General features: G+C 73.5%; 13 protein-coding genes and 1 pseudogene. 3 read left to right on the forward strand and 11 right to left on the reverse strand.

Annotated elements, in window-relative coordinates; genetic code table 11:
• Positions 1-13 precede the first annotated feature (13 nt).
• Positions 14-793: an SDR family oxidoreductase gene (locus G7Z13_RS18870; RefSeq protein ID WP_166000847.1), complete on the reverse strand. Its 780-nt coding sequence runs from the start codon at positions 791-793 to the stop codon at positions 14-16.
• Between the two features lie 115 nt (positions 794-908).
• Between G7Z13_RS18870 and G7Z13_RS18875 the strand changes: the two genes are divergently transcribed.
• Positions 909-1,097 (forward strand): ferredoxin, encoded by a 189-nt coding sequence (locus G7Z13_RS18875; protein ID WP_166000849.1) that lies wholly within the window; start codon positions 909-911, stop codon positions 1,095-1,097.
• On the opposite strand, the gene G7Z13_RS18880 is transcribed toward G7Z13_RS18875, so the two are convergent.
• The 3 genes from G7Z13_RS18880 to G7Z13_RS18890 form a co-directional block, all read right to left on the reverse strand.
• Positions 1,081-1,857: a glycosyltransferase family 2 protein gene (locus G7Z13_RS18880; protein ID WP_240926264.1), complete on the reverse strand. Its 777-nt coding sequence runs from the start codon at positions 1,855-1,857 to the stop codon at positions 1,081-1,083. The genes G7Z13_RS18875 and G7Z13_RS18880 overlap by 17 nt on opposite strands.
• The gene (locus G7Z13_RS18885; protein ID WP_166000851.1) at positions 1,854-2,480 is read right to left on the reverse strand and encodes a UTRA domain-containing protein; all 627 of its coding nucleotides are present in this window, start codon (positions 2,478-2,480) and stop codon (positions 1,854-1,856) included. Before G7Z13_RS18885 ends, G7Z13_RS18880 begins: the two co-directional genes overlap by 4 nt.
• A gap of 275 nt (positions 2,481-2,755) precedes the next feature.
• Positions 2,756-7,186 (reverse strand): AAA family ATPase, encoded by a 4,431-nt coding sequence (locus G7Z13_RS18890; RefSeq protein WP_166000853.1) that lies wholly within the window; start codon positions 7,184-7,186, stop codon positions 2,756-2,758.
• Between the two features lie 300 nt (positions 7,187-7,486).
• Here G7Z13_RS18890 and G7Z13_RS18895 point away from each other — a divergent pair, with 300 nt between their 5' ends.
• On the forward strand, positions 7,487-7,723 hold the full coding sequence (locus G7Z13_RS18895) for a hypothetical protein (protein WP_206313102.1): 237 nt from the start codon (positions 7,487-7,489) through the stop codon (positions 7,721-7,723).
• A gap of 216 nt (positions 7,724-7,939) precedes the next feature.
• On the opposite strand, the gene G7Z13_RS18900 is transcribed toward G7Z13_RS18895, so the two are convergent.
• The 3 genes from G7Z13_RS18900 to G7Z13_RS18910 all read right to left on the reverse strand — a co-directional run bounded on the left by G7Z13_RS18900 (position 7,940) and on the right by G7Z13_RS18910 (position 10,043).
• Positions 7,940-8,659, reverse strand: a complete 720-nt coding sequence (locus G7Z13_RS18900; protein ID WP_166000855.1) for a GDSL-type esterase/lipase family protein — start codon at positions 8,657-8,659, stop codon at positions 7,940-7,942.
• A complete protein-coding gene (locus G7Z13_RS18905) occupies positions 8,656-9,123 on the reverse strand; it encodes a cupin domain-containing protein (RefSeq protein ID WP_093725210.1) in 468 nt (155 codons plus the stop codon). The genes G7Z13_RS18900 and G7Z13_RS18905 overlap by 4 nt, the downstream gene beginning before the upstream one ends.
• A gap of 83 nt (positions 9,124-9,206) precedes the next feature.
• A complete protein-coding gene (locus G7Z13_RS18910; protein ID WP_166000857.1) occupies positions 9,207-10,043 on the reverse strand; it encodes a helix-turn-helix domain-containing protein in 837 nt (278 codons plus the stop codon).
• Between the two features lie 31 nt (positions 10,044-10,074).
• Between G7Z13_RS18910 and G7Z13_RS18915 the strand changes: the two genes are divergently transcribed.
• A complete protein-coding gene (locus G7Z13_RS18915) occupies positions 10,075-10,305 on the forward strand; it encodes a hypothetical protein (RefSeq protein WP_165994891.1) in 231 nt (76 codons plus the stop codon).
• A gap of 280 nt (positions 10,306-10,585) precedes the next feature.
• Here G7Z13_RS18915 and G7Z13_RS18920 read toward each other — a convergent pair whose 3' ends face one another.
• The 4 genes and pseudogenes from G7Z13_RS18920 to metK all read right to left on the reverse strand — a co-directional run bounded on the left by G7Z13_RS18920 (position 10,586) and on the right by metK (position 15,461).
• The gene (locus G7Z13_RS18920; RefSeq protein WP_166000858.1) at positions 10,586-12,976 is read right to left on the reverse strand and encodes an excinuclease ABC subunit UvrA; all 2,391 of its coding nucleotides are present in this window, start codon (positions 12,974-12,976) and stop codon (positions 10,586-10,588) included.
• 127 nt (positions 12,977-13,103) lie between these two features.
• Entirely contained in the window at positions 13,104-13,520 is a 417-nt protein-coding gene (locus tag G7Z13_RS18925) for a VOC family protein (RefSeq protein WP_166000860.1), read from the reverse strand.
• Positions 13,521-13,530: 10 nt separating this feature from the next.
• On the reverse strand, positions 13,531-13,950 hold the full coding sequence (locus tag G7Z13_RS18930) for a helix-turn-helix transcriptional regulator (RefSeq protein WP_166000862.1): 420 nt from the start codon (positions 13,948-13,950) through the stop codon (positions 13,531-13,533).
• 303 nt (positions 13,951-14,253) lie between these two features.
• A pseudogene (metK, locus tag G7Z13_RS18935) lies at positions 14,254-15,461 on the reverse strand (methionine adenosyltransferase).
• Positions 15,462-15,497: the final 36 nt, after the last annotated feature.

Raw genomic sequence — 15,497 nt, forward strand, 5'->3', positions numbered from 1 at the left:
CGGCGGGGCGGGCTCAGTGAACGGACAGCCCGCCGTCCACGAACAGCGACTGCCCGGTGACGTAGGCGGAGGCGCGGCTCGCCAGGAACACCGCCGCGCCCGCGAAGTCCTCGGCGAGACCGTTGCGGCCGGTCATGGTGCGGGCGGCCAGCTCGGCGACCTTGGCGGGGTCGCTGGACAGCCGCTCGTTGAGCGGGGTCATCACGAAGCCCGGCACCAGGGTGTTGCAGGTGACGCCGTACGGCGACCAGGCCTCCGCCTGCGACCGGGCCAGCGCCTCCAGGCCGCCCTTGGACACCCCGTACGCGCCGCTCTGCACGAACGCCCGGTGCGCCTGCTGGGAGCTGACGTGGATGATCCGCCCGAAGCCGCGCTCGGCCATGCCGGGCCCGAACCGCTGCCCGAGCAGGAACGGCGCCTCCAGGTTGACGGCGAGGGTGACGTCCCAGACGTCGTCGCCGAGTTCGCCGAGCGGCGGACGCAGGTTGATGCCCGCCGAGTTCACCAGGATGTCCGGCTCCCCGAACACCGCGGCGGCCTCCTCGGCGGCCGCCCGCACCCCCGCGCGGGTGGCGAGGTCGGCGCTGACCCACCCGGCCCGGCAGCCGTCGGCGGTCAGCTCCTCGACGGTCTCGGCCAGTTGCGCCTCGCGCCGCGCCACCACCACGACGCGTGCCCCCGCCCGCGCCAGCGCGCCGGCCACGGCCCGCCCGATCCCGGAGCTGCCCCCGGTGACGACGGCGACGCGGCCGTCCAGCGAGAACAGGTCGGACAGATAGGTCTGCGAGCTCATGTGCGCACCCCCGGATCGACGGACACCTGCGGCCAACCTACGCGGGGGATTCGGCGCGGTGCCGACCGGGCAGTCCAGCGGTGACACCCACCCGCGCGACGACCATGGAGGACGCGTGAAGGTCTCCGTCGACCCCGACCTCTGCTACGGCTCCGGCGACTGCGTGTACCGCGCGCCGCACGTCTTCACCGTGGTGGACGGCTTCGGGGCCGTCCTGCCGGGCCGCGAGGACACCGGCGACGACCCCCGGGTCCGCGAGGCGGCCGAGGGCTGCCCGTCGCAGGCGATCAGCCTCGGCGGGTGACGGGCCAGCGCCAGCCGCTCGCGGCCAGCGCCCGCGCCCTGGCCCCCGCCACCGCCGTCCGGGCCCGGCGTTCGGCCGGGTCCGTGTGGGCGGGCCGGCCCGTGACCTGGCCGTCCCACTTGCGGTAGAGCAGGCCGGGCTCGCGGCTGAACCAGCCGCGGCTGACCGCGTCCAGGGCGAGGAGCAGACCGGTGTCCTCGGAGGCGGGCAGGGCCATCCAGCCGCCGAGCGCGAGCAGCAGCTCGCGGCGGGCGCAGAGGGAGGCGGGGTGGACGGGAGCGCGGTGGTCGTTCGCCGACCAGTGCGCGAGGACGGTGCCGGGTTCGAGGGGGCCCTCGTCGGGGTCGCCGGGGAAGGCGGCCGTGGAGCCGTCGGGCAGCAGGTCGAGGACGCCGGAGGTGGCCCAGCCGAGGCTGGGGTCCGCCTCCAGGGCGGCCACGTCGCGGGCGAGCGCGCCGGGGGTGAGCCGGTCGTCGGCGTCGAGGACCTTCACGTACGGGCCGTCGGCGTGCGCGAGCGCCATGGTGCGGGCGACGCCGGGCCCGCCGGGGCGGCCCTGGCGGAAGGAGACCCGCGGGTCGTCGGGCACGTGGGGGCGGACCCGGTCCGTCTCGCCGTCCTCCTGGATCAGCCACCGCCACTCCCAGCCGTCGGGCAGCCGCTGGTCGCGCAGCGACGCGTACGCCTCGGGCAGGAACCGCGCCGACGGGGCGTGCACGGCGGTGACGACGGTGACGGTCCCGCGCACGGCGGCGCTCACCACCTTTCCAGCCGGGTCGTGAACCGCAGCTCGGTGCGGTCGCCGGGCAGCGTGCAGAAGGCGACGTCGACGACGCGGTCGTGGATGTCGTACGACGTCTTGCGCAGCAGGATCACCGGCGTGCCCGCGGCGAGGGCCAGGTCGCGGGCCTCCTCGGGGGTCGCGGCGCGCACGGTGACCCGTTCCTCGATCCGGTCGACCTCGATGCCGACGGTGTGCAGCTGGCTCTGCGTGCCGCCCGGCCAGGGCTCGTGGGACTCGTCCAGCAGGTCCGGGTTGGCCTCGACGAGGTCGTGGCGGAGGTAGGAGGTGACGAGGCTGAAGGGGCCGGGCTCGGTGGCGTGCCGGGTCCGGTAGGTGCGCTCCAGCAGGGGGGTGCCGGGAGGGACGCCGAACGCCTCGGCCAGCTCCGGCGTCGCTCCGGTGAGCCGGTAGGAGGCGTGGAACTCCAGGTCGTCGGTGGTCAGTCCGGTGTCGCGCTCGGTGGCGCCGTCGCCCGCGCAGGCCGCCCGGGGCTTGCGGGCACGGTCCTTCTCCCACTGGTGCCGGCTGTTGTCGCGGACGGCGGGGGTGCGCGGCGGCCGTCCTGGTACGTCCGTGGTCTTCTCGTACGCCTGGGACACGGGCCCAGCCTAGGCGGCCGACGATCATCCGGCAGGGCGGTCCGGCGGGCCGGACACGCGAACGCCCGATCGCTGGTGACGGGGGATACACCAGCGATCGGGCTGACACCCAGCCTAACAAGGCGACTCGTGCGAGGGGAGCCGACTGCTCCGCCCCGCCGAGCGGGTGTGGCGCTAATCACGCGAACGGGTGTCGAACAGGTGCGCGCCGCGACTCGCGCCGCGACTCGCGTACGACTCGCGCCGCGGCTCTCGTCCGGCCCCGCCGGCCCGCGTCACTCCTCGCAGGGCGGGTCGTACGACAGCCGCGGAAGGTACTCGTTCCACTTCTCCCGCGTCAGCACGCCCCGCGTGGTCGCGCAGATGTGCCGGATCGCCGAGTCGACGTCGAGGTTCCACAGCCGCACGGTGTCGGTGCCGCTGGACACGCCGAGCATGTGACCGGCGGGGCTGAAGGACAGGAAGTTGCCGGTCTTGGCGTTGGGGCTCATCGACTGGCCGATCGGTGCCGCGTCCGCCGGGCTGGCCACGTCCCACAGCCGGACCGTGTTGTCGTTGCCGCCGCTCGCCAGGGTGCGGCCGTCGCGGCTGAACGTCAGCGACACGACCGCCTCGGTGTGCCCGGTCAGGGTGGCGGCGGGGCGGGCGCCGCGGGCGGGGTCGGAGAGGTCCCACAGCCGGACGGTGTCGTCGTCCCCGCCGCCGGCCAGCGTGCTCCCGTCAGGGCTGAAGGCGAGCACGTTGATCGGTCCCCGGTGGTCGGTGAGCGGCACGTCCAGGCGGGTGGCGCGGGCCGGGTCGGTGACGTTCCACAGCCGCACGGTGCCGTCGGCGCTGCTGCTCGCCAGGGTGTGCCCGTCGGGGCTGAAGACGAGGGCGTTGACGTACCCCTTGTGGCCGGTGAGGGGCGCGCCGAGCGGCACCGGCCGGGCCGGGTCGGCGACGTTCCACAGCCGTACGGTGCGGTCGTCGTACGCGGTCGCCAGGGTGCGCCCGTCGGGGGCGAAGGCCAGCGCGTCGGGGGAGGCGAAGCGGGTGCGCAGGGCGATCGGCGGGCCGGCCGCCACCGGGTGCGCGGGGTCCGTGACGTCCCACAGGTGCACCGACCGCTGGAGGGTCTGCACGGCGAGCAGGTGCCCGTCGGGCGAGAAGGCCAGCGCCCGCTCACCGCCGTCCGCCGGCATGAACGCCCGGCCCAGCCGCACCGGCCGCGCCGGCCGCCGTACGTCCCACAGCCGCACCTTGCCGTCCCGCGCCGCGGTGGCCAGCACCCGCCCGTCCGGCCGGAACGCCCCGCTGCGGCCGATCATGTCCGAGGTCGGCACCGTCCACAGCCGCACCTTGCTGTCGCCGCTGCCGGTGGCCAGGGTGCGCCCGTCGGGGCTGAACCCGAGCGCGTACATCTCCCCGCTGCTGCCCGCCAGCGGCTCGCCGACCTGCGAGGGGTACGCCGGATCGCTGACGTTCCACAGGCTGGCGGTGCTGTCCGCGCTGGCGGCGGCGAGGGTGCGCCCGTCGGGGCTGAACGCCACCGACCAGACGGGACCGGTGTGCGCGGTGAGCGGGGGACCGAGCTGGGCGCTGTCCGCGGGTGCGGCCGGGTCCCACAGCCGTACGGTGTCGTCGGCGCCGCCGCTGGCGAGGGTGCGCCCGTCGGGGCTGAACGCCACCGAGTGCACGGTCTCCGTGTGCCCGCGCAGTGTGCCGAGGGCCCGCGCCCGCCGCGGGTCCGCCACGTCCCACCGCCGGATCGTGTGGTCGTCGCCCCCGGCCGCCAGGGTCCGCCCGTCGGGGGCGAACGCCACGGACCGTACGGCCGCCCGGTGCCCCGTCAGCTCGGCGACGCGCCCGGCCCGTCCGGGGTCGGAGACGTCCCACAGGCCCACGGTGCGGTCCTCGCTGGCGGAGGCGAGGGTACGGCCGTCCGGGCTGAACGCCACCAGGTAGACCGTGCCCTCGTGACCGGTCAGCGGCGCGCCCAGCGGACGCGGGCGCGCCGGGTCCCGTACGTCCCACAGCCGGATCACGCCGTCGTCGCCCGCGCTGGCCAGGGTGCGGCCGTCCGGGCTGAAGACCGCGCTGCTCACCCAGGAGCGGTGCCCGGCGAGCGGCGCGCCCAGCGGGGCCGGCCGGGTCGGGTCCGCCACGTTCCACAGGCGTACGGTGCGGTCGTAGGAGGCGGTGGCCAGGGTGCGGCCGTCGGGACTGAACGAGGTCAGGTAGACCGCGCCGGTGTGGCCGAGCAGCGGGGTGGCCAGCGGGGCGTTCACGATCGAGATCAGCCGGTTGTTCGTGCCGGCGTCGTCCGGGCGGAGCCGGTGCGCCACCAGGTCCAGCTGCGCGGACAGCGACGGGTCGGTGTACTGCACCCGGTCCGCCTCGGCGACCACCTGCTCGAACACCGCGTCGTCCCGCTGCTGGAAGGCCACCACCGCCGCCCCGACCGCCACCAGCGCCAGCGCCACCAGCGCGGCGACCGCGCCCCGGCTGAGCCAGGCGGTACGGCGGCGCAGCCGCACCGACGCGGCCAGGAACTCCACCGCGCCGCGGGTGAGGTAGGTGTTCCCGGCCGACTTCGCCCAGCTCTCCGCCTGCTCCAGCCGCGACCCCCGGTACAGCAGCGCCGGGTCGCGGTGCGAGGCCTCCCAGGCCCGGCCGTCCTCCTCCAGCCGTTGGCGCAGCAGGTTGCCGCCGCGGTCCTCGTCGATCCACTCCCGCAGCCGGGGCCAGGCGTGCAGCAGCGCCTCGTGGGTGATCTCCACGGTGTCCGCGTCGAGGGTGACGAGCCGGGCGCGGACCAGCGCCTCCAGCGACTCCTCCGTCTTGCGCGGGTCGGCCGACTCCTCCGCGAGCTGCCGGCGGGTGCCGCGCCGCCGGGTCGCGGCGGTGTCCTCGCCGACCCGGACCAGCCGCAGCAGCAGTAATCGGGCGGCCGTCCGGGCCGCCGGGTCCAGCCCCGACCAGGCCCGCTCGGCGGTCGCGGCCACCGCGCCCTGGATACCGCCCGCCGCCCGGTAGCCGGCCAAGGTCAGCCGGCCCGCCTTGCGGCGCTGCCAGGTGGCGAGCAGGGCGTGCGAGAGCAGCGGCAGCACGCCCGCGTCGTGGGCGCCGCGCGGCCCGTCGGAGCTGACCTCCCGCACGATCAGCTCGGCCAGTCCCGGCTCCAGCTCCAGCCCCACCGCCTTGGCCGGGCCGGTGACGGCCTCCCGCAGCTCGGCGGTGGTCAACGGGCCGAGCACCATGTGCCGGTGCTGCAGGGCGTCGGCGAGTTCGGGGTGGTGCAGGCACTGGTCGTAGAAGTCGGCTCTTATGCCGAGCAGGACCAGGACGGGGGGAGTGGGGGCGGGGGTGGGATCGGTGGCGGGTTCGGTGGGGGTGGCGGGGGTGCGGGGGGCGCGTTCGCTGGGGTCCGTGGGGGTGCTGGGGCTGCTGGGGCCGGGGTTGCCAACGGCGCCGGGGCTGTCGTTGCCGGGGGCGCGTCCTGTGGGAGCACCGGAGACGCTGGAGTCGAGGGGACCGCTGGGCGCATCGAGGCCGGCGAGGCTGGCGGGGCCACCGGCGCGTTCAGGGTGATCGGGGCCGCCGAGACCATCGGGGCGACCAGGGCGACCGGGGCGACCAGGGCGACCAGGGCGACCGGGGTGACCGGGGTGACCGGGCTGACTGCGGCGGCCTGAGTCACCGGAGCCGTCACGGTCATCGGGACGGCTCCCCTCACGTAAGCCGCCCGGGTCCCGGTGGTCGCCGGAGCCACCGGGGCGGCCTGGTGCACCGGGGCGACCCCAGTCCCCCCGTCCGCCGGAGGCGTCGATGCCGTCGGGGGAGCAGGCGGCGTGCAGGAGGCGGATGAAGGTGCGGCGGTCGGCCTCCTCGGCGCAGAGGGTGAACGTCTCCTCGAACTGGTCCACGATCACGACCGGCCGGGCGCCGGGCCCCGCCCAGGCGGCGAAGACCTCCCGCACCGCGCGGGCGAACTCCGGGCGGTCGTCCGCGCCGTCCGGGGCCCCGGCCACGACGTCCGCGAGCCCGGGGACCAGGCGGCACAGCTCGCCGAGCGGATCCGCGCCCGGGACCAGTTGCAGCACCCGCCGCGCCCCGGCGTCGCGCAGTGCCGGGACCAGGCCGGCGTTCAGCAGCGAGGACTTCCCCGCGCCCGAGGCGCCGACGAGCATGACGAGGCCGCCGGTGCCGTTGTCCTCCACCGCCCGCAGCTGGGCGAGGAGCGCCTCGGTGCTGCGTTCCCGGCCGAAGAACCAGCGGGCGTCCTCCAGCCGGTAGGCGGCCAGGCCCCGGTAGGGGCAGACGGCGGCGGGGAGGTCGGGGGGCGGTTCCTCGGCGGGTGTCTCGCCCGCGGGCCGGTCCGCGACCGGGTCGGCCACCGCCCGCTCCCACAGCCGCTGCCACTCGGCCACGTCGTACAGGCCGGGGCTCACCGGCACGGAACGGATCCGGCGCGCCTGCGGGATCAGCACCTGGAGCACGGCGGCGAGGGCGGCGAACTGGGCGGGGACGTTCTTCGCGCGCCGCCAGTCGCTGATCCGCTGGGCGGAGACCCGCACGGGCCGTCCCCGCTCGTCGACCCGCTCCAGCCGGGTGACCGCCTCGGACACCCGTTTCAGCGGCGGGTTGCCGGCCTCCTTGTACAGCAGCGCGAGCCGTTCAGCGAAGGCTGTGCGTGTCGCCGAGTCGGAACCCAAGGCCTCCACCCCTCTGCCGCCGCCCTGCCGGACATCCGGACCGGAAAACTCACTCTATACGTCTGACCTGCGGCTTCACCCTGCTCCGGAGACCGGAACCTCCTCCTGGCCAGCCACGAATGGCAGGATCTCGACCAGATCCGGAGCGGTAGCCACTCCGCCACTCAGCGCTAGTACCCACACCCGAACGTCCGGTACCGGTCCCCGCGAGGGGAGGGACCGGTGCCGGACGCAAGCATTCAAAGTTCGCACCACGAACAAATATTGTTCGTGGTGCGAACCTATTGTCGTTCTCGGGGGTGAACGGCCATGCTCGACCACTCACCCGCGTCGTCGTCCGTCCCGGTCTCCCGGCGGCCCGTCGTCTTCGGCTTCGGCGCGCCCGGCGGCGTCGAGGACACGGCGGAACTGCTGAGCACGGTCCAGCGGGCCGACCGCGACGGACTCGACCACTTCTCCCTCTCCGACCACCCCTACCTCGGCGACCGGCTCGACGCGTACGCCGCGCTCGGCTTCCTCGGCCTCGGTACTGGTGGACTCGCGTAATCAACTGTCGCCAGTTCCCCGTGGAACCCAACCTGCCGGTGACCGTGTGTGATCCCCAACGGCGTTTCGGCCCCAGGTCCCGCCGGTCTCGTTGAGCCGGCGGGGTGGTGGTTTTTGTCGAGGTAGCCGAGAGCGTTCGAGATGGTCCGGTCGTCGTTGCTTGCCCGGTAGGGGTGGGAACCGAATACGCAGGAAGGGGGCCGCCGCCGGAACCGGCTACGCGCGCCGGGTCGGGAGCCAGGTGTCGATGACCTCGGCGACAAGGGCGGCGCCGCGGCTGTTCTGGTGGATGTGGTCGGTCGTGAGCACGAGACCCCGGCGCCGCGAGATCGTGTCGAGGCTATGGCCCAGCAAGGCGCGCCGGACGAGGACGCTGACGCTCGCTGCGGGCGTCGGTTCCCGGTAGGGGATCGGCGGCGGGTCCGCCTGGCGTAGTTCCTCGGTCTGGCGTTCGTGGAGCGGGAGGTAGGTCGCCTTATTGGTGCTGGCGACCTCGGCGATCATGCGGCTGTACGCCTGTGATGCCCGCGCCGCGGCTCCGTCGAGTTGTTGGCCGAGGACCGGGAGGGACAGCAGAGCGATCGTCGCGTCGGTCTGCGTTCGCAGCCGTTCGACGACGGCTCCCAGGCACTGCTGGAACCATCCGGCTGACGGGCGCTCGGGGAGTTGTTTGCGCTTCATGGCCCGCTCGACGGGGTAGCCGGCGAGGCTCGCTCGGGCGTCGTTGGTCCCGATCAGCACGGTGATCACGTCGGGTGGGTCCGCGACGACGGCATCGAGGCGCTGTGAGAGGTTGTGGGCGAAGTCGCCGTTGACGCCGAAGCGGGCGAGCCGTACGTCGCCGGGAGGGCGGCGTCGTTCGAGAAGGTCCAGGTAGTCGACGCTCAGTTGCGCGCGGGTGAGGCTGTCGCCGAGGCACGCGACACGGGTCGTCACGGTGTTCGCGGGCCGGACGTGCCGGCGTGCTCGGTCGGGCGGGCTTCGGTCCGGGGACGGTGGTCGGTGCCGAGGCCAGCGGTGATGGTCAGGATGGACGCCGGGCCCGCCATGTCGACCGCGTGCCATGTCCCGGCCGGGTTGACGGTGGCCTCGCCCGGCCCGAGCACAACCCGGTCGGGCACTCCGTCCACATCGCGGGTGACCGTCACGGACCCGCTGAGGCAGACGACCAGTTCGTCGCCGGCGGGGTGGCGCTCCCAATGGTCGCCGAGGCCGTCGCCGTCGAAGATCGTCACCATCCGGCCCTCGGCGCCGTCCGCCGCGACCGCGGCGCTGTAGGCATGGAGCACCTCCGGGTCCCAGGCGAAGCCCTCGACGGGTTTCGCTCTCGACCCCAGCCCGAGGTGCACGGGGGTGGTTCGCAGGTCGATGGCGTTGGGTTCGTGATTGACGAGTCTCATGCCGACGATCGTCACAGGACGGCTATAGGGTGGTCTTGAAGAAAAGGGAACGGAAGCCGACGTGATGGGCGGCCGGTCGGCGACTACCCAGTCCCGAGCAGGACTTCGCCGCGACGCCATGCTGTCGGCGATCGGCCCGTGAACTCGCTCCAGTCCCGGACGAGATGGGCCTGGTCGGCGTAGCCGGAGACGGTCGCCACTTCGGCCCACGGAAGCGGGTCGTGCATGGTGGCCAGTTCGTGCGCGTGCTCGAAGCGCAAAACCCGGGCGAAGGTCTTCGGTGACAGGCCCACCTCACCGCGAAACCGCTCGGTGAGATACCGACGGCTCCAGCCCAGTTCTGCGGCGACCCTCCCAACCGGGACACGGCCCCGCGCGGCCAAGAGGCGGCGCCAGGCCTCGGCCACCTCGGGGCGCACCCGGGACACGGGGTCGCCGCCGACGCCACGGCCGACGGCTCGCAGAAGCAACTCGTCCAGCGCGGCGAACCGCGCGGCCCATGTCGTCGCCGCGCGGAGCCGGTCGACCAGCTCGACGCCGAGCGCTCCGAGAAGCTCGTCGAGTGGGACCAGTCGGTGGGCGAGATCAGCGGCGGGCATGCCGTAAACAGCCCGGGCCCCGAGCGGCGTCAGCGACACCTGCACGCCTTCCTGGCGTCCGTCGTGGTGGATCGCGACGGAGCGGCGCATCAGACCGCCGGCCACGCTGTCGAATCGGGTGACCGGTGACCCGTCGTCGACGCCTGCCGCCACCTCCAAAGGACCGGACAGACTGATTACCGCAGTGAGCACGCGGCTCGGCGGACCGCAGTGCACCCCCGCCGGGAACCCACGAAGATCGAAACCGACATACGAGCCGACGTAGCGCCGCAAGGCGGGCGCCGGACGTGCATAGATCCTGGTGGCCGTATGGTCTTCCACCCGCGCAGTGTACGAACCGGCGGTTACTGGTGTGCTCTCGTATTCAGCTGCCCCGCACGACCGCGACGGCCGCTGGCTCGGCGGCTCGGTCGCCCAGTGGACCGACGAACTCACCGACGCGGTGCTGAACCACGGCGCCTGCGGCTTCACCCTCTTCGCCCCCGACCACGGCACCCCCGACCCCACCACCCTGTCCCGCTGGGCCCGTGACATCGCCCCGGCGGTACGGGAGGCGGTGGCGAAGGAAGGGCTGACGGCCTGAGCGCGGTGGGGACGGAGGGGTGACCCTCCGGGCGGCACCGCGCCCACGGACCCAGGCCTCGGACCCAGGCCTCGGACTCCGGCCTCGGGCCCCGGCCCCACGGACTCGGCCTCAGACCCCATGTGCCGAGCCCACGGGACACCCCGCCCCGGACCCCCGTACGCCGACCACACCCGGCCCCCTGTCAACCGCGGTGCACCTCCCGCGTCAACCGCAGCGCGCCCCCCCGCGTCAACCGCAGCGCACCCCCGCGCCCGGCCCCCGCTCCCGCAGGGACTCCTCACGCGCCCACGTACGCCGCCAGGTGCTCGCCCGTGAGGGTCGAGCGGTCGGCGACCAGGTCGGCCGGGGTGCCCTCGAAGACGACGCGGCCGCCGTCGTGGCCGGCGCCGGGGCCGAGGTCGATGATCCAGTCGGCGTGGGCCATCACGGCCTGGTGGTGCTCGATCACGATGACCGACTTGCCGGAGTCGACCAGCCGGTCCAGCAGACCGAGGAGCTGCTCGACGTCGGCCAGGTGCAGACCCGTGGTCGGCTCGTCGAGGACGTAGATCCCGCCCTTCTCGGCCATCTGCGTGGCCAGCTTCAGCCGCTGCCGCTCGCCGCCGGAGAGGGTGGTGAGCGGCTGGCCGAGCGCGAGGTAGCCGAGGCCGACGTCGACGAGCCGCGAGAGGATTTTGTGCGCGGCCGGAGTGCGCGCCTCACCGGCGGCGAAGAACTCCGCGGCCTCGGTCACCGGCATCGCCAGCACCTCGCTGATGTCCCGCCCGCCGAACCGGTACTCCAGCACCGACGCCTCGAACCGCCGCCCCTCGCAGTCCTCGCAGGTGGTGGCGACCCCGGCCATCATCGCCAGGTCGGTGTAGACGACCCCGGCGCCGTTGCAGGACGGGCAGGCGCCCTCGGAGTTGGCGCTGAACAGCGCCGGCTTCACCCCGTTGGCCTTGGCGAAGGCCTTGCGGATCGGGTCGAGCAGCCCGGTGTACGTCGCCGGGTTGCTGCGCCGCGAGCCGCGGATGGGCGCCTGGTCCACCGACACCACGCCCGCGTCCGCCGGGAGCGACCCGTGCAGCAGCGAACTCTTGCCGGACCCGGCGACCCCGGTCACCGCCACCAGCACCCCGAGCGGGATGTCGACGTCCACGCCCTGCAGGTTGTTCGTCCGCGCCCCGCGGATCTCCAGCGTCCCGGTCGGCCGGCGCACCGACGTCTTCAGCGCCGCCCGGTCGTCCAGGTGCCGCCCGGTCACGGTGTCGCTCGCCCGCAGCCCCTCGACGCTGCCCTCGAAGCACACCGTGCCGCCCGCCGTGCCGGCCCCGGGACCCAGGTCCACGACGTGGTCGGCGATCGCGATGACCTCCGGCTTGTGCTCCACGACCAGCACCGTGTTGCCCTTGTCCCGCAGCCGCAGCAGCAGTTCGTTCATCCGCTGGATGTCGTGCGGGTGCAGACCGGTGGTCGGCTCGTCGAAGACGTACGTGACATCGGTGAGCGAGGACCCGAGGTGGCGGATCATCTTCACGCGCTGCGCCTCACCGCCCGACAGCGTGCCCGCGGGCCGCTCCAGCGACAGATAGCCCAGCCCGATCTCCACGAACGAGTCGAGGGTCTGCTGGAGCGCGGTGAGCAGCGGCGCCACCGACGGCTCGGCCAGCTCCCGCACCCACGCGGCCAGGTCGCGGATCTCCATCGCGCAGGCGTCCGCGATGGAGATGCCCTTGATCTTCGACGACCGGGCCCCCTCGCTCAGCCGCGTCCCGTCGCACTCGGGACAGGTGGTGAAGGTGACCGCCCGCTCCACGAACGCCCGGATGTGCGGCTGCATCGCCTCCTTGTCCTTCGCCAGGAACGACTTCTGGATCTTCGGGATCAGGCCCTCGTAGGTGAGGTTGATGCCCTCCACCTTGATCTTCGTCGGCTCCTTGTGGAGCAGGTCGTGCAGTTCCCGCTCGGTGAACTTCCTGATCGGCTTGTCCGGGTCGAAGAAGCCGCAGCCGCTGAAGATCCGCCCGTACCAGCCGTCGACGGTGTAGCCGGGGATCGTCAGCGCGCCCTCGTTCAGCGACTTGCTGTCGTCGTACAGCTGGGTGAGGTCGAAGTCGGTGACCGAGCCGCGCCCCTCGCAGCGCGGGCACATGCCGCCGGTCCGCTCGAACGTCGCCTTCTCGGCCTTCGTCTTCGCCCCGCGCTGCACGGTGATCGCGCCGCTCGCCCGCACCGAGGCCGTGTTGAACGAGTACGCGCTGGGCGGCCCGATGTGCGGGTCGCCGAGCCGGCTGAACAGGATCCGCAGCATCGCGTTGGCGTCGGTGGCGGTGCCGACCGTGGAGCGCGGGTCCGCGCCCATCCTCTGCTGGTCCACGCTGATCACGGTGGTCAGCCCGTCCAGCACGTCCACCTCGGGCCGCGCCGTCGTCGGCATGAAGCCCTGCACGAAGGCGCTGTACGTCTCGTTGATCAGCCGCTGCGACTCCGCGGCGATGGTGTCGAACACCAGCGAGCTCTTGCCCGAGCCGGACACCCCGGTGAACACCGTCAGCCGGCGCTTGGGTATCTCGACGCTGACGTCCTTGAGGTTGTTCTCGCGGGCACCGACCACGCGGATCAGGTCGTGGCTGTCGGCGACGTGCGGGGCGGACGGGCGCGCGTCCGTGCCGGTGGCTCTGGTCATCGTGGCCTCCATGATTCGTGCCGTACGGCGGTGCGGGCGGTGCGGGTGCCGGCATGGGCGGGGCCGGCGGGGCCGGCGGTGCGGGCTCGGCCGGCTCCGAGGGACCGTAACCCGGCCTCGGGCGGAGTCAGCCGTTCCGGCGCTGGGCGAAGCGCAGCATGTTGCCCGCGGGGTCACGGAAGGCGCAGTCGCGCACCCCCCACGGCTGGTCGACCGGCTCCTGCAGCACCTCGGCGCCCGAGGCCTGGACCCGCTCGAAGAGGGCGTCGCAGTCGTCGGTCGAGAAGATCACCCCGCGCAGCAGGCCCTTGGCGAGCAGCTCCGCCATGGCCCGCCGGTCCGCCTCGGAGGCGTTCGGGTCGGCGACCGGCGGCTCCAGCACGATCTCCACACCGGGCTGCGCGGGCGAGCCGACGGTCACCCACCGCATCCCCTCGAAGGAGACGTCGCGCCGGACCTCCAGCCCGAGCGTGTCCCGGTAGAAGGCGAGCGCCTTGTCGTGGTCGTCCACGGCGATGAAGCACTGCGACAGCGTGATGTCCATGCCGGACACGCTACGACCGGGCCGAGCCCTTCGCTTCTCCGTTCCTGACCGGTCTGGTCAGCACCTTGGCGACGCACGCCGGGACGTGCGCGCCCTCCCGGTGATCCAGGGCCCGGTAGGCGCTCGGACTCATCCCCACCAGCTCCGTGAAGCGAGAACTGAACGACCCCAGCGACGTACACCCCACCGCGAAGCACACCTCGGTCACCGACAGGTCGCCGCGCCGCAGCAGCGCCTTGGCCCGCTCGATCCGACGGGTCATCAGATAGCTGTACGGCGTCTCCCCGAACGCGGCGCGGAAGCTGCGCGAGAAGTGCCCGGCCGACATGTGCGCCTCCCGCGCCAGCGCCGGCACGTCCAGCGGCTGCGCGTAGTCACGGTCCATCCGGTCACGAGCCCGCCGCAGCAGCACCAGATCCGAGAGCGTCACGGCACCAGGATGACACGCCCGCGACCCGGGACTCAGGGACTGATGGAGTCGAGGAAGTTCCCGATGGCCTCGACGATCCGGTTCCTGCGCCGATGCGCGGTGCTGCAATACCGCCGGGTGCGCCACCGCCGTCGCTGCGGCACCGGTGTGCCGCACCACGAGCACGGCACCGTTCGTATCGCTCCCCCGTTCACGCCCCACACCGTAGCGGGTCCGGATGCGGGGCGTCCGTGAGGAGCCGGGGGAGGCACGTACGGAGAGAGGGGCGGGCGATGGGACGGCGAGTGGGCGGGCGCGGACCCCTCACCCGCTCACGTGACGCCGCAGCGCGTCGACGCGGTCGGTGCGCTCCCAGGTGAAGTCGGGCAGCTCCCGCCCGAAGTGACCGTAGGCGGCGGTCTGGGCGTAGATCGGGCGCAGCAGGTCGAGGTCGCGGATGATAGCGGCCGGGCGCAGGTCGAAGACCTCGGTGACGGCCCGCTGGATCGCCTCCTCGGGGTGGAGGGCGGTGCCGAAGGTCTCGACGAACAGCCCGACGGGCTCCGCCTTGCCGATCGCGTACGCCACCTGCACCTCGCAGCGGGCGGCGAGACCCGCGGCGCCACGTTCTTGGCGACCCAGCGCATCGCGTACGCCGCCGAGCGGTCCACCTTGGACGGGTCCTTGCCGGAGAACGCGCCGCCTCCGTGACGGGCCATGCCGCCGTAGGTGTCCACGATGATCTTGCGGCCGGTCAGCCCCGCGTCGCCCATCGGACCGCCGATCTCGAAACGGCCGGTCGGATTCACCAGCAGACGGTGGTTCTCGGTGTCCAGCTTGATGCCCTCGTCCAGCAGCGCCTTCAGCTCCGGCTCGACCACGAACTCGCGGATGTCGGGCGCCAGCAGTGAGTCGAGATCGACGTCGGACGCGTGCTGGGACGAGACGACGACCGTGTCGAGGCGGACGGCCTTGTCACCGTCGTACTCGATGGTGACCTGGGTCTTCCCGTCCGGGCGCAGGTAGGGGATCGTGCCGTTCCTGCGCACGTCCGTCAGCCGCTTGGACAGCCGGTGGGCCAGGAAGACCGGCAGCGGCATCAGCGTCGGCGTCTCGTCCGTCGCGTAGCCGAACATCAGGCCCTGGTCGCCGGCGCCCTGCCGGTCCAGCTCGTCCCCGTCGCCCTCGACGCGGGTCTCGTAGGCGGTGTCCACCCCCTGCGCGATGTCCGGGGACTGGGCACCGATCGACACGGACACCCCGCAGGAGGCGCCGTCGAAGCCCTGCTTCGAGGAGTCGTAGCCGATCTCCAGCACGGTGTCCCGGACCAGCTGGGCGATCGGGGCGTACGCCTTGGTCGTGACCTCGCCGGCCACATGGACCAGGCCGGTGGTGATCAGCGTCTCGACGGCGACCCGGGAGGCCGGGTCCTCGCGCAGCAACGCGTCGAGGATCGTGTCGCTGATCCGGTCGGCGATCTTGTCGGGGTGACCCTCGGTCACGGACTCGGAGGTGAACAGGCGACGCGACATGGCACTCCTTGGCGGGTGGGGCGGCTGGAGGGCTGG

Origin of the sequence: Streptomyces sp. JB150 (assembly GCF_011193355.1) — a bacterium.
GTDB lineage: Bacteria > Actinomycetota > Actinomycetes > Streptomycetales > Streptomycetaceae > Streptomyces.